Annotated in this window: 13 protein-coding genes; 3 read left to right on the plus strand and 10 right to left on the minus strand. The window is 71.3% G+C overall.

The genetic code is table 11. From position 1 onward, the window contains the following. Positions 1-192 precede the first annotated feature (192 nt). Positions 193-1,422, plus strand: coding sequence for a serine hydrolase domain-containing protein (locus INP57_RS09425; protein ID WP_200069721.1), 1,230 nt, complete (start codon positions 193-195; stop codon positions 1,420-1,422). A 7-nt stretch (positions 1,423-1,429) separates the two neighbouring features. Here INP57_RS09425 and INP57_RS09430 read toward each other — a convergent pair whose 3' ends face one another. The 3 genes from INP57_RS09430 to INP57_RS09440 form a co-directional block, all read right to left on the minus strand. After that, a complete protein-coding gene (locus INP57_RS09430; protein WP_307849983.1) occupies positions 1,430-2,275 on the minus strand; it encodes an SDR family oxidoreductase in 846 nt (281 codons plus the stop codon). A gap of 138 nt (positions 2,276-2,413) precedes the next feature. Next, positions 2,414-3,208, minus strand: coding sequence for an SCO1664 family protein (locus INP57_RS09435; protein WP_200069722.1), 795 nt, complete (start codon positions 3,206-3,208; stop codon positions 2,414-2,416). 6 nt (positions 3,209-3,214) lie between these two features. Then, positions 3,215-3,781, minus strand: coding sequence for a DUF3090 domain-containing protein (locus tag INP57_RS09440; RefSeq protein ID WP_200069723.1), 567 nt, complete (start codon positions 3,779-3,781; stop codon positions 3,215-3,217). A 256-nt stretch (positions 3,782-4,037) separates the two neighbouring features. On the opposite strand from INP57_RS09440, the gene INP57_RS09445 reads away from it, so the two are divergent. Further along, the gene (locus INP57_RS09445; RefSeq protein ID WP_233627191.1) at positions 4,038-4,970 is read left to right on the plus strand and encodes a S66 peptidase family protein; all 933 of its coding nucleotides are present in this window, start codon (positions 4,038-4,040) and stop codon (positions 4,968-4,970) included. A gap of 44 nt (positions 4,971-5,014) precedes the next feature. Continuing rightward, positions 5,015-5,638 carry a nucleoside/nucleotide kinase family protein gene (locus tag INP57_RS09450; protein WP_200069725.1) on the plus strand — a complete coding sequence of 208 codons (624 nt, stop codon included), beginning with the start codon at positions 5,015-5,017 and terminating at the stop codon, positions 5,636-5,638. Between the two features lies 1 nt (position 5,639). On the opposite strand, the gene INP57_RS09455 is transcribed toward INP57_RS09450, so the two are convergent. From INP57_RS09455 to INP57_RS09485, 7 genes are all read right to left on the minus strand, one after another. Further along, complete coding sequence (locus INP57_RS09455; protein ID WP_200069726.1) at positions 5,640-5,966, minus strand: putative quinol monooxygenase; 327 nt, start codon at positions 5,964-5,966, stop codon at positions 5,640-5,642. Positions 5,967-6,057: 91 nt separating this feature from the next. Then, on the minus strand, positions 6,058-7,653 hold the full coding sequence (locus INP57_RS09460) for a dipeptide ABC transporter ATP-binding protein (RefSeq protein WP_200069727.1): 1,596 nt from the start codon (positions 7,651-7,653) through the stop codon (positions 6,058-6,060). Further along, complete coding sequence (locus INP57_RS09465; RefSeq protein ID WP_200069913.1) at positions 7,650-8,522, minus strand: ABC transporter permease; 873 nt, start codon at positions 8,520-8,522, stop codon at positions 7,650-7,652. The genes INP57_RS09460 and INP57_RS09465 overlap by 4 nt, the downstream gene beginning before the upstream one ends. Positions 8,523-8,596: 74 nt before the next feature. Then, complete coding sequence (locus tag INP57_RS09470) at positions 8,597-9,655, minus strand: ABC transporter permease (protein ID WP_200069728.1); 1,059 nt, start codon at positions 9,653-9,655, stop codon at positions 8,597-8,599. A 4-nt stretch (positions 9,656-9,659) separates the two neighbouring features. Then, the gene (locus tag INP57_RS09475; RefSeq protein ID WP_200069729.1) at positions 9,660-11,450 is read right to left on the minus strand and encodes an ABC transporter substrate-binding protein; all 1,791 of its coding nucleotides are present in this window, start codon (positions 11,448-11,450) and stop codon (positions 9,660-9,662) included. Between the two features lie 145 nt (positions 11,451-11,595). Further along, the gene (locus INP57_RS09480) at positions 11,596-12,309 is read right to left on the minus strand and encodes an Imm1 family immunity protein (RefSeq protein WP_200069730.1); all 714 of its coding nucleotides are present in this window, start codon (positions 12,307-12,309) and stop codon (positions 11,596-11,598) included. 268 nt (positions 12,310-12,577) lie between these two features. Then, positions 12,578-13,201: a TetR/AcrR family transcriptional regulator gene (locus INP57_RS09485; protein WP_200069731.1), complete on the minus strand. Its 624-nt coding sequence runs from the start codon at positions 13,199-13,201 to the stop codon at positions 12,578-12,580. Positions 13,202-13,376: the final 175 nt, after the last annotated feature.

Below are 13,376 nucleotides of genomic sequence, written 5' to 3' on the forward strand. Positions count from 1 at the left end.
TACTCCCCAGAGCCTGTTGTTCAGGGGTTTGCGTAGGTGGTCGCTGAGCGGAACCTCACCGCCTCGCTGCGGGATCTCCTACTCAAGCAGCTCCGGCCGGCCGAGGCCGCCCGCGACGATCACCACTCGGCATGGCGACCGGCCCGCGCCTGCGCGTAGAAACGAACCAGCCAGGTCGCGAAGGAGGACGCCGTGAGTCAGTCGCAGTTCGAGATCGACCCCGCCGGAGCAGGCTTCGACCCGCAACGACTGCAGCGGCTCGACCGGCACTTCGCCCGCTACGTCGACGACGGCAGGCTCGCGGGCTGGCAGGTCCTGATCGCGCGCGGCGGCAAGATCGCGCACTCGAGCACCTGCGGCCTGCGGAACCTGGAGTCCGAGGACCCGGTGCGCGACGACACGCTGTTCCGGATCTACTCGATGACGAAGCCGATCACGTCGGTGGCGGCGATGATGCTCTACGAGGAAGGGGCGTTCGAGCTCACCGACCCGGTCAGCGACTTCATCCCGTCGTTCGCCGACCTGCGGGTCTACACCGGCGGCCCCGCGCGGGAAGCGCAGACCCGGCCGGCCATCGAGCCGATGCGGATCTGGCACCTGCTCACGCACACCTCCGGGCTGACCTACGGGTTCCACCGGCTGCACCCGACCGACGAGATCTACCGGCAACAGGGCTTCGAGCTGGGCACCCCCGCCGACCTGGACCTCGAGGGCGTCTGCGACGTGTACGCGGGAATGCCGCTGCTGTTCGACCCGGGCAGCTCGTGGAACTACTCGGTGTCCACCGACGTGCTCGGCCGGGTGGTGGAGGTGGCCTCCGGCATGGGCCTGGACGAGTTCTTCCGCACCCGCATCTTCGAGCCGCTGGGCATGACCGACACCGGTTTCGCGGTGCCGCCGGAGTCGCTGGACCGGCTCGCTTCGCTCTACGTCGCCGACTCGAACGGCAAGGCGGTGCGGCCGAAGCGCCCGTCGGTGCCGGAGACCCCGCCGAAGGCGCTGTCCGGCGGTGGTGGCCTGGTGTCCTCGGCGCACGACTACCACCGGTTCACCGGGATGCTGCTCGGCCGCGGGCAGCTGGACGGGGTGCGGCTGCTCGGCGACCGCACCGTGCGGTTCATGGCGCGCAACCACCTGCCCGGCGGGGCGCACCTCGACCAGCTGGCGCACGGCTCGTTCTCCGAGGTCAGCAACGCGGGCAAGGGCTTCGGCCTGGGCTTCGCGGTGGTCGAGGACCCGGTCCCCTCGCGCGTGGTCGCCAGCCCCGGCGAGCTGTCCTGGGGCGGGCTGGCCAGCACCGCGTTCTGGGTGGATCCGGCCGAGGAGCTCACCGTCGTGTTCCTGACCCAGCTGGTGCCCTCCAGCACGCACCCGATCCGCTCGCAGCTGCACCAGATGGTCTACCAGGCGCTGGTGGACTGAAACCGGTTCACCGGTCGGTGCGCGGGATCTCCCCGCGCGTGCGCCAGCGCGCGAAACCGCCCTCGGTGTTGATCACCTGGCCGGTGATCCAGCGGGCTTCGTCGGTGCTCAGCCACCCGATCAGCCGCGCGGGATCGTCCGGTTCGCCGTAGCGGCCGAACGGGAACATCGGTGCGACCACGTGCCAGTCCCGCTCGCCCAGGTACCCGGTCTGCACCGGGCCGGGATTGACCGTGTTCACCGTGATGCCGGAGTCGGCGAGCTGGTCGGACAGGGTGAGGGTGATCTCCGCGAGCGCACCTTTCGCCGCGGCGTAGGCGACCTCGCCCGGCATCGGGCCGAGCTGCTGACCGGAGGTCAGGAACACGACCCGCCCGCCGGGACGGCCGTCGTGGTGGGCAGCGAAGGCTTGCGCGAGCAGGATCGACGAGCGGGTGTTGACCGCCCAGTGCCCGTCCAGCACCTCGGCGTCCAACTCCCCCAGGGCGCCGTCCGAACCGCTGCGGGCGTGGTTGCAGACCAGCACGTCGAGGTGCCCGAACTCGGCGACCGCGCGCTGCACCAGCCGCTCCGGCTCGCCGGGTTCGACGAGATCGCCCGGCGCGTCCGCGACCCGGGCGTCGCCGACCAGGTGCCGGGAGACCCCGGCGCGGACCTCGTCGGCGTCGTCGGCGCCCCACGGCTGCTCGACGTCGTGCGGCCGGTGGTGGTGCAGGAAAACGCTCCCGCCCCAGGCCGCGAGCCTGCGCGCGATCGCGAATCCGATCCCCTGCCTGCGGCTCGCGCCGGTCACCAGCGCTGTGCGGCCGCGCAGCGGATGCGGGTCCCGGCTCAGGTCGAGATCTTGTTCCACGTGCGCATGGTGACGTTCCGAGCACGCAGCGCGCACCTGATTTTCGCGGGCTGCTCCGGGTTCAACCGTTGCTGTGGAGCGGCTCCACGCGCAGCGGCCTCAGCCGTTTCCTGGGAGAACGAGCGGGAAAACCAACGCTCAGAACGGCGGCCAGGGAATCGCGGGCCACTCACCGGAAGGCGCCGGGAAAACGCCCTCGCCGAGCAGGGCCTGCACCCGCTCGTTGATCGCCTGGACTTCCTTGGGCGTGATGTGCTCGGCCAGGTCGGCGGCCAGCTCGCCCTCCATCAGCGCCCGGAAGCGGCCCAGCGCCTCGGTCGCCTCCGCGGGCAGCGGTTTGCCGATCCAGCCCCAAAGCACCGTGCGCAGCTTGTTCTCCGCGTTCAGGCTCACGCCGTGATCGATGCCGAAAACGTCGCCGTCGGGCGCGTGCAGGATGTGCCCGCCCTTGCGGTCCGCGTTGTTGATCACGACGTCGAGCACCGCGAGCCGGCGCAGCGCGGCGTGGTCGGCGTGCGCCAGCACCACCGGATCACCGTGGTTGTCCTGCGCCTGCAGCACCGCTCGCCAGCCTTCCGGGACGTCCGCCGGTTCGGCCAGGTCGACCAGGTCCGAGTCCTCCTCGGTGTCCACCCACAGCTGCACCATCCCCGGCCCGAACGGGCCCTCGCGCAGCAGTGTCGGCGGGACCAGGTGCCAGCCCAGCGCTTCGGACACCAGGTAGGAGGCGACTTCCCGACCGGCGAGCGTGCCGTCCGGGAAGTCCCATAACGGACGTTCCCCGCGCACCGGCTTGTAGACGCACTCGGCCGCCGCGCCGTCGTGCTCGACCGAGCACAGCAGCGTGGCGTTCGAGGCTTCCACGAGCCGCCCCTCGACCTCGATGCGGCCCTGCGCCAGGACCTCGCGGGCGGCCGGATCGGCGGGATGCACGAGCCGCTAGTCCTCTTCCGACCGGCGGTAGCCGTTCTGCCGCGGGCAGATGTGGCCTTCCGGGTCCAGCGGCTCGTTGCACAGCGGGCACGGCTTGCGGCCCGCGTTGATCACCCGCTCGGCGCGGTCGGCGAACGCGCGGGCGCGCGCCGGGCTGAGGAACACGCGGACCGCGTCCGGGCCCTCCTCGGTGTCGTCGAGCACCACGGACTCGTCGATCTCCTCCTCGGTGACCGCGAGCAGCTCCACCACGACGGCTTCGGTCTCGGCGTCCCAGCCGAGCCCCATCGTGCCGACCCGGAACTCCTCCTCCACCGGCACCGCCAGCGGGTCCGAGTCGACGAGGTCGTCCGGGGCGTCGGCGGGCAGCTCCGCGTCGAACCGGCGCTGCACCTCCTCCAGCAGCGCACCGATGCGTTCGGCGAGCACGGTGACCTGCTGCTTCTCCAGCTGCACGCTGACCGTGCGGACGTCCTCGGACGCCTGCAGGTAGAAGGTGCGCTCGCCTGGTTCCCCGACGGTCCCTGCGACGAACCGGTCGGGCTGGCGGAAGACGTGGATGACACGAGCCATGGCACCTTCGACACTAAGCCACCCGCGGTCGGGCGCGCGCAGCCGTCCCCCGTATCCGGCCGGACGCCTCCTCAGCAGGGTTCACCTGCCGCGAAGCCGGGCTCGCAACGGCGCTGCGGGCGGCCGCGGAACGGCAGAGCCGCGAGTTCGCCGAACGCGAACACGCCGCCGCCGGGCGGCTCGCCCGGGCGTTGCGGACCGCTACGCTCACCTCGCCCCCGGAGTCCGGAACTTCTCCCCCTCATGGAGCGCCGCATTGAGCACCCGCGAACGACGCCGTCCCCCGCGGCTGCGCGCCGGGGACACCGTCGCCGTGGTCGCCCCCGCCGGACCGGTGCCCGCCGACCTGCTCGACGCCGGGATCGATCTGCTGCGCAGCTGGGATCTGCGGGTGGTGCCCGGCAAGCACGTCCGCGAACGGCATCCGCGGCTGAACTACCTCGCGGGAACCGACGCCGACCGGGCCGCCGACCTGCAACAGGCGTGGTGCGATCCGGACGTCGCGGGCGTCGTGTGCGCCCGCGGCGGCTACGGCAGCATGCGGTTGCTGGACCACCTGGACTGGACCGCGATGAGCAACGCGGGGCACAAGGTGTTCGCCGGCTCGAGCGACGTGACCGCGCTGCACGGCGCGTTCGGCAACAAGCTCGACTTGGCCACGGTGTTCGGCCCGATGATCGGCACCGCGGCGTTCGTGGAGGACGGCGCGGCGCGCGAGCACTTCCGGCGCACCCTGTTCGCCCCCGAGTCGGTCACGATCATCACTCGCCGCGGTGCGGAGGCGCTGGTGCCGGGGCGGGCGCGCGGCATCACCTACGGCGGCAACCTGGCACTGGCCGCGGCCGCGCTCGGCGCACCGGACACCGCCCCGCCGCCGGAGCGCGGGATCGCGCTGCTCGAAGACGTCGGCGAGGACCCGTACCGGTTGGACCGCGCGCTGACCCAGCTGCTGCGCGCGGGCTGGTTCGACCGCGCCAGCGGTGTCGCGCTCGGCTCGTGGAGCGGCTGCGGGCCGCAGGAAGACGTGCGGGACGTGCTCCGGAACCTCCTCGGCGACCTGGGCATCCCGGTGCTCGGCGAGCTCGGCTTCGGCCACTGCGCGGCGCAGCGGACCATGCCGCTGGGAGTGGCCGCGGAACTGGACACGTCCGCGCAGCGGCTCAGCGTCCTGCAACCGGCGCTGCGCTGACACCCATGGCCGGGTCGGCCGGCCGTTGCGGATAGAACGGGGACATGCGGGTCCGAGCGATCACACCGGAAAAGCTGGCCGATGAACTCGCCGAGACCATCGCCGAGGTGCGCGCGCCGCGGCCCCGGGTGGCCGTCGACGGCGCCGTCGGCACCGCGGAGTTCGCCGACGGTCTGGTCGAACCGCTGCGGGTGCGCGGCCGGGAGGTCGTGCGGGTGAGCACCTGGCGCTACGTGCGCGCGGCGTCGCTGCGGCTGGAGCACGGGCGCGACGATCCGGATTCGTTCTACGAGAGCTGGTTCGACTTGGGCGGGCTGCGCCGCGAAGCGCTCGATCCGCTCGCCAGCGGCGGCTCCGGACTGGTGCTGCCCGCGCTGTGGGACGTGACGACCGACCGTTCCCCCAGGCTCGACCGGGTCCGGCTACCGGAGCACGGCGTGCTGCTCGTGGACGGGCCGCTGCTGCTCGGCGCCGGATTGCCGTTCGAGCTGACCGTGCACCTGTGGCTGCCGGGGCGGTCGCTGCAACGCCAACTCGCCGAGTCCGAGCACTGGACGCTGCCCGCGTTCGACCGCTACAGCGCCGAAGTCGCGCCCGAACGGCTCGCCGACCACGTCGTCCGCGTGGACCGTCCGGGCCATCCCGCGGTGGTCGACGGGTTCGGCTGAATCACGCGTGATGCGTCGCCGCGACCGTGTACAGCTTCGGATCGGAGGTCGCCAGCGCCGTGGCCGAGGACATGTGCTCCTGCGCGGCCGGGTCGGCGAGCATCGCGCGGAAGGCGGCTTCGTCGCGCCATTGCGCGTAGTTGACCACGGTGTGCCCGTCCCGGCTGGCGTGGATGTTCGCCGAGACGAACCCGTCGCGGTGCCGCATCACCGCTTCGGTCGCCTCGTTCAGCAGCGACACGAGTTCCTGCTGCTTGTCCGGTTGGACGTGGAAGACGTTGATCAGCGTGGTGATCGCGGCGTCCGGGTCGATCGTGCTGGTGGCCATGACGGCTCCTCACCGGTGCGAAGTTCCTACTCGGCCAGGGTGCCCCAGCTGCCGGTCCCGTTCGCGTCGATCGCCGCGGCCACCGGTTCGCTCACTCCGCGGCCGGTTCGCCGCGGCCCGCCAGCGAAGGCACCGCGGCCAGCAGCGTCCTGGTGTAGTCGTGCTGCGGTTCGAGCAGCACCTGTTCGACCGGCCCGAGTTCGACGATCTCGCCGCGGTACATCACCGCCACCCGGTCGGCGATGTTCCAGGCCAGCCCCAGATCGTGCGTGATGACCAAAGTGGACAGACCGCGGGTTTCGCGCAGCCGCAGCAGCAGCGCGAGGATCTCGCCGCGGACGGTGGCGTCCAGCGAGGCCACCGGTTCGTCGGCCACCAGCACCTTCGGGTCCAGCACCAGCGCACCGGCGATCACCACCCGCTGCCGCTGGCCGCCGGAGAGCTCGTGCGGGAAGCGCGACAGGAAGTCCTCGGCGGGCCGCAGCTCGGCCGCCTCCAACGCGGCCACGACCTTCGCCGACTCGTCGGCGGCGGCACCGTGGATCCGCAGCCCCTCGGCCACCAGCTCGTAGACGGTGTTGCGCGGGTTGAGCGCACCGGTCGGGTCTTGCAGCACCAGCTGCACCAGCCGCCGGTACTCCCGCAGCCCGGCCGACGAACTCGGCAGCGGTGCGCCGTCGAAGCGCACCTCGCCCGCGGTCGGCGGCTGCAACCCGAGCAGCGTCCTGGCCAGCGTGGTCTTGCCGGAACCGGACTGGCCGACCAGCGCCACGATCTCCTGCTCCCCCACCTGCAGATCCACTTCGCGAACCGCGCGCACCGGCGGGCCCGAACGCGCCGGGAACGTCACCGACACCCCCGCGGCCGACAGCAGCGCACGACCCGGCTCGCCCGGCTGCACCAGCCGGAACCCGGGATCGCCCACGGTCGGGAACGCCTCCGCCAACGCGCGGCTGTGCGGGTGTTCCGGAGCGGCCATGAGCCGGTGGGACGGGCCGTGCTCGACGACCTCGCCCCGGTACATCACCGCGATCCGGGCGCAGCTCGACGACAGCACCGACAGGTCGTGGCTGATCACCAGCAGCGCGATGCCGCGCTCGGCGACCAGCCTGCCCAGCAGCTCCAGCACCTGCGCCTGCACCACCACGTCCAGCGCGGTCGTCGGCTCGTCGGCGATGATCAACCGCGGATCGCAGGCCAGCGCCATCGCGATCATCACGCGCTGCTTCTGACCGCCGGAGAGCTCGTGCGGGTAGGCGTCGGCGCGCTCGGCGGGCAGCTCCACCGCCTCCAGCAGCTCGACCACCCGCGCCCGCGGATCGCCGGAGACGGTCTCGTGCAACCGCATCGGCTCGGCGATCTGCGCGCCGATCGTCTGCACCGGGTTCAGCGCGTGCATCGCGCCCTGGAACACCACCGACGCCGTGGACCACCGCACGGCGCGCATCCGCCCGAACGACATGCCGCGCACGTCCTGCCCATCGAGCAGCCGCGCACCGCCCACCTCAGCCGAGCGCGGCAGCAGCCGCAACACCGACATGGCCAGCGTCGTCTTGCCGCACCCGGACTCCCCAGCCAGGCCGAGCGTGTCGCCCGGTTCCAGGCTCAGGTCCACGTCCCGCACGGCCGGGGATGCCGCGCCGCGGTAGGTGATCGACACTCCGCGCAGCTCCAGGATCGGGCTCATCGCTGCCCCCGCAACCTCGGGTTGAACACCGTCTCCATCGCCCTTCCGCACAGCGTGAAACTCAGCACCACCAGCACGATCCCGATCCCGGGCGGCAGCAGGTACCACCACGCGCCGCCGGTGACCGCACCGGTGTCCATCGCGGACTTGAGCATCGAGCCCCAGGAGGCGCGGCTCGGATCGCCGAGCCCGAGGAACGCCAGCGTGGACTCCATGATGATCGCGCTGGCCACCGACAACGTGGTGTTCGCGAACACCAGCGGCAGCACGGCGGGCAGCACGTGCTTGCGGATCACGTGCGCGTGCCCGCCGCCGAGCACCTGCGCCCGCTCGATGTAGGGCCGGGCTTCGACGGTCAGCGTCTGCGCGCGCACCAGCCGCGCCGTGGTCGGCCACGAGGTCACCCCGATCGCCAGCACGATCGTGCCGAGCCCGCGTTCGAGCACTGTGGACAGCGCGATGGCCAGCACCAGCGCGGGCAGCACCAGGAAGAAGTCGGTGATCCGCATCAGCACCGTCTCGGTCCACCCGCTGAAGTGCGCGGACAGCACGCCGACGATCGTGCCGATCACCACCGACAGCACCGCCGCGGCCAGGCCCACCACCAGCGACACCCGCGCGCCCCACCACGTCAGCAGCAGGACCGAGCGGCCGGATTCATCGGTGCCGAGCCAGAAATCCGCGTTCGGCGCCTGCAGCGAATCACCGGTCGCCCTGGTCACGTCCAATCCGGACTGCTGGGTCAGCACCGGGGCCAGCAACGCCAGCGCGGTGATCGCCACCAGCAGGACCAGCCCGGCCACCCCGCCGCGGTCCTGCCGGAACACCCGCCACGACTCGGCCGCGGACGCGCGCCGCCGCGCCCGCAACAGCTGCCCTGCCGTGGGTTGCCGGCCCGTGGGTTGCTGCCCCGTCGGTTGCTGCCCCGTGGGTTGCGGCGCCGTCACGAGGCACGCACCCGCGGGTCCAGGACCCGGTAGAGCAGGTCCGCCACCACGTTCATCACGATCACACTCCCCGCCAGCACGATGAATGTGCCTTGCAGCAACGGCAGATCCGGCACCTTCAGCGCCTCGTAGGTCAGCAGGCCGAGCCCGGGCCACGAGAACACCGTCTCCACGGTGATCGCCCCGCCCACGACCAGGCCCAGGTGCAGGAAGATCAGCGTCACCGTCGGCAGCATCGCGTTCGGCACCGCGTGCCTGCGCCGCACCAGGTCTTCGCGCAGGCCCTTCGCGCGCGCGGTGGTCAGGTAATCCGCGCCCATTTCCTCCAGCAGCGAGGACCGCATCACCATCAGGTATTGCGCGTAGACCACCGCGACCATCGTCGACGCGGGCAGCACCAGGTGCCGCGCCACGTCCAGCACCTGCGCGGGCAGCTCCGGCGGCGTGTCCGGCGAGTTGATCCCGCCGACCGGGAACAGCCCGGGGATCGGCCCGACCCCGACGCCGAAGACCATCAGCACGATCAGCCCGAACCAGAACGTCGGCACCGACCAAAACGTCAACGCCACCGAGGTCGAGATCTTGTCGAACTTCCCGCCCTGGCGCCACGCCGCCCGCGTGCCCATCCACAGCCCGAGCACCACCGCCAGCACCGTCGCGGTGCCGACCAGCAGCACCGTCGGCCAGAACCGCTCCGCGATGAGGTCGGCCACCGGGCGGCTGTAGGTGTAGGAGGTGCCCAGGTCACCGCGCAGCAGCGCGCCGAGGAAGTCCAGGAACTGCTTCCACAGCGGCTGATCCAGCCCGAAGCGGTGCCGCAACTGCTGGATCTGCTCGCCGGAGACCGCCGCGCCGCGGGTCATCGTGCGCACCGGATCACCGGGCATCACCCGGAACAGGAAGAACCCGAGCACCGCCACCAGGAACAGGCTCAGCAGCCCGCCACCGAGCTTGCCCGCGGCGTAGCGCAGCCAGCCGCCGGAGCCGGTCGCGGCGTCCTCGGTCGCCGGTTCCTCGGCCGGGCGTGGTTGGTGCTGCGTCACCGGATCGGCCATCGCGTCACTCCCGTTCGTCCATGGTGGCCCGCCGGTGGCGCGCCACCAGCAGGATCACCACTCCGCCGACGACCACGATCCCGAGCAGCACCAGCCCGATCCGCCCGTAGTCCGGGGGATCCGAGGCGTGCTCGGCCTTCGGCGTCGGCTGGGCGCCGTAGTAGCCCCAGTAGCCCTGCTGCCCGGTGATCACGCCCCCGTTCGCGGGCTGGGTGGTGAACCCGCTGAAGCGGTCGGAGCGGTACGCCTCCAGCGAGTTCTGGTAGTACAGCACCGATGCGCTCGCCTGGTCGTAGAACCGCCGCTGCGCCTGCTTGACCAGGTCGATGCGCTTGGCCGGGTCGAACTCGCCGAGCTGGCGGGCGTAGAGGTCGTCGTAGACCGGGTCGCACAGGAACGAGTCCGGCGTGCCACCGCCGTCCGGGCTGGGCCGGGAGCCGCAGGTCTGCAGCCGCAGCACGTAGTCCGGGTCCGGGTTCGCCGACCAGCCGGACATCGCCAGGTCGAAGTCACCCCCGGTGGTGCGGTCGTTGACCTGGTTGTCCGAGACCGGATCCAGCTGCACCGCGATGCCGATGTCGGCCAGCCACTGCTTGACGAACTCGCCCACCTGCGCATCCGCCGAGGTGCTCGCGTGCAGCATGAACTCGAAGTTCAGCGGCTCGCCCTGCGGCGTGCGGCGGATTCCGTCCGGCCCGCGCAGGTAGCCTGCGGCGTCCAGCTCCCGGTTCGCCGCGGCCGGGTCGAACCCGCGCGGCCGCGGCGGCTTCCAGTGGTAGTCGTCGAAGATCGGCGGCAGGTACCCGCCACCGACCTGGCCGTATCCGTTGAGCACCCTTTCGATCAGCTTCGGCTTGTCGATTGCCTTGTCGACAGCGCGGCGCACCCGCACGTCGGTCAGCGCCGGATGCCCGCTGCCGATCGGCTGCCCTTCGCTGTTGGTGGCACCCGGGTTGATCAGCATCTCGGAGAACCGGCGCCCCTGGCCCTTGACCTGCTGGATGTCGCGCTGCCCGGCCAGCGCTTCGAACTGCGTGGGAGTGAGCTGCTGCGCGACGTCGATCTCGCCCTTGCGCAGCGCCTGCACCGCGGCGTCGGTGTTCTTGAACTGCACGAACCGCAGCTCGCCGATCTTCGCCGGGCCGCGCCAGAAGTCCGGATTGGCCCGCAGCGCGGCGTAGCGCTCCGGCTCGTACTCGGTGAGCTGGAACGGACCCGACCCGACCACCGGCATCCGGTCGTTCGGGTAGGAGGTCAGGTCGGGGATCTTCGACCACACGTGCGCGGGCACGATCGGCGCGTCGATGGCCAGCATCGTCGTCTGCGGGGTCTTGGTGCGGATCACCAGCGTGCCGTCGTCCGGCGCGGACACCGACTGGAAGTTCTCCACGAAGTTGCCGTTCGCGGTGGCCGCCGTGGGGTCCCGCATCATCCGGTCGTAGGTGTAGGCGGCGTCGCGCGCGGTCACCGGCAGCCCGTCGGTCCAGCGCACCCCTGGGCGGATCTTGAAGGTCCAGGTCAGCTTGTCCGGGGAGGTCGACCACGACTCCGCCAGCTCCGGTTCCGGCGCGAAGTCCCGCGGGTCGTACGTGGTCAGCGTCGGGTAGATCAACCGGAACAGGTCGGTCGACGCCAGCGAGTAGCCCAGGAACGGGTTCAGCGAGTCGATCTGCTGCGCCGTTCCGACCCGCAACGTCGCCGCGCGGGCGGGCGCATCCGCCGGTTGCGCGCCTGCCGCCGCCGGAACGGCGAAACCGGCCAGCACGGCCAGCAGAACCACGATTCTTCGAGCCACGAGGACCTCCTCTTCTCCCGAAGTGAGAAAAAAGAACCATCCTCGACGGCTTCTCGTCAATAGTTCACAAGAGCTTGCGCCGAATGGCTAACCCAATGTGTACCGAACAGTTACCGAACCCGTCCGGCAATCCCGTGACCTGCGATCACGTCTCGCCCCACCGGACTTGCTGCCATTGCAGCGCCTCCGGCCGGGAACCGTCCGCGACGTACTCCAGAAGGCCCGCGCGCAGCTCCCGGAATGCCAGCACCGAATCGCGCGGGAACAGCAGCGCGCTGCCCACGTCGAAGCGCAGCTTCGGCGGCTCGGCGAACGGTTCCGGGTTGCGGGTGTGCCAGGACGTGAGCTCGCCGTCCTCGGATTCCTCGGTGTAGTTGACCACCCCGACCTCGGCTTCGCCGTCGGTCACGACCCGCACGCTCTGGTACGGCCCCGGGATGTCGTCGCTCTCGTAGGGGCGGTCCCAGACGTAGAGGTGGCTGGCGCGGCCCGCGGTGCCCGGCCGCAGCACCTTCTCCACCAGCCCGGCCTTGTCCTCGGAGGTGTGCGCGTAGTGCCGCTCGCCGTCGACCACCGCGGTCGCCACCGAGACGCCGAGCTCGGAATTCCGCGCGCCCACCGCCTCGGAACGCAGTGCGTCCAGGCATTCCCTCGCCTCGCGCAACGCCTTGATCGCCGCGCCCTGGTGCAGCACCAGGTCGCCCCAGTAAGCGTGACCGTGGACCTTGTTGAGGTCGCCGTAGACCGCGTTGGTGGACTCGATCAGCTTGTCCAGCACGTCCAGCGGAACGTCGGCGAGGCGGGCGAACACCACCGCCAGCGGATCGACCGGGCCGTCTTGCAGCGGCGGATTCGACATGCCTTCGTTGCACCCCACGCAGTCGATAGCTGTACTCGCCTGGAAACGCCGTCGGCCAATGATGCCAACCCGCCGGTTCACGACGTACGGCGCCTACCGCGCAACGGACACTACCTCGCGTGATCTTGCGGTCGCGCAGCGCGGCCCCCGAGCCGATGTGTGCGGCGGAAACGCAGCTGACGCGCGGCAGCAGGCAGGTTTTCGGTCAGCAGCGCAACGCGGCGCGGGGGCAGCACCGAGCGCGCATTTCACCCGAACCGCGCAGCGCTCAGCTCGCCTGCCCGCGCAACAACCCTTCCGCCGGCTCCGCGTCCGCGGCCATGTCCAGCAGCGACCGCCCGAGCGCGTCCGGGTCGTCGAAGCCGATCCGGCCCACCACGTCGTCCGGCAGGCTCAGCATCGTCATCGCCACGCCCAGCATCCCGGCGTCGAGCAAACCCGCGCCGCGCGCCGGGATCGGCTCGCCGACCGCTGCGTGCAGGTGCACCGCCGAATCCACCCCGGCCAGCGTGATCTCCCCCAGCGCCGAGCGGACCTGCGGATTGCGCACCCCTTCCAGGTGCAGCTCGAACAGCGCGAGGAATTGGGACCGGGCCGTGGTCACCATCCGCTGCAGCATCGCCAGGTACAGCGCGGTGACGTCGCCCTGCGCGACCCCGTCGGGCAACTGCTCGCGCAACCGGCGCATGGCCGCGGTCTGCTGGTCGGCGACCCGGCGGCCGATCGCGGCGAACAGGGCTTCCCGGGTGGCGTGGTAGTTCTTCGTGGTCCCCTCCGGGAACCCGGCCTCCCGGTCGATGGCCCGGTGCGTGAGCCCGCGCCCCCCTTCGCGCGCCAACACCTCGACTGCTGCGTCGGCGAGCACGGCGCGGCGATTGCTGCGCTGCGACATGCGACCCCTGCTGATCTGTCCCGTTGACCTTGTCGGACGCCGACCGGTTCGCGAATCGGCACGTCCGGCCCCTCGAAGCGATCATTGTAGACCCGCGTTGATCACACCCGCGCGATCAGCACGCCGAGCGGCGCGGAATCGACGTGCTTGCCGCGCACCGCCGAACAGGTATAGA

Source organism: Saccharopolyspora galaxeae, from assembly GCF_016526145.1.
In the GTDB taxonomy this organism is placed as follows: domain Bacteria; phylum Actinomycetota; class Actinomycetes; order Mycobacteriales; family Pseudonocardiaceae; genus Saccharopolyspora_C; species Saccharopolyspora_C galaxeae.

Bases quoted from the DNA above. Each gene is read 5' to 3' on its own strand.
- INP57_RS09440 (WP_200069723.1), bottom strand. From the start codon at position 3,781: ATGGCTCGTGTCATCCACGTCTTCCGCCAGCCCGACCGGTTCGTCGCA.
- INP57_RS09450 (WP_200069725.1), top strand. From the start codon at position 5,015: ATGCGGGTCCGAGCGATCACACCGGAAAAGCTGGCCGATGAACTCGCC.
- INP57_RS09455 (WP_200069726.1), bottom strand. From the start codon at position 5,966: ATGGCCACCAGCACGATCGACCCGGACGCCGCGATCACCACGCTGATC.
- INP57_RS09460 (WP_200069727.1), bottom strand. From the start codon at position 7,653: ATGAGCCCGATCCTGGAGCTGCGCGGAGTGTCGATCACCTACCGCGGC.
- INP57_RS09470 (WP_200069728.1), bottom strand. From the start codon at position 9,655: ATGGCCGATCCGGTGACGCAGCACCAACCACGCCCGGCCGAGGAACCG.
- INP57_RS09480 (WP_200069730.1), bottom strand. From the start codon at position 12,309: ATGTCGAATCCGCCGCTGCAAGACGGCCCGGTCGATCCGCTGGCGGTG.
- INP57_RS09485 (WP_200069731.1), bottom strand. From the start codon at position 13,201: ATGTCGCAGCGCAGCAATCGCCGCGCCGTGCTCGCCGACGCAGCAGTC.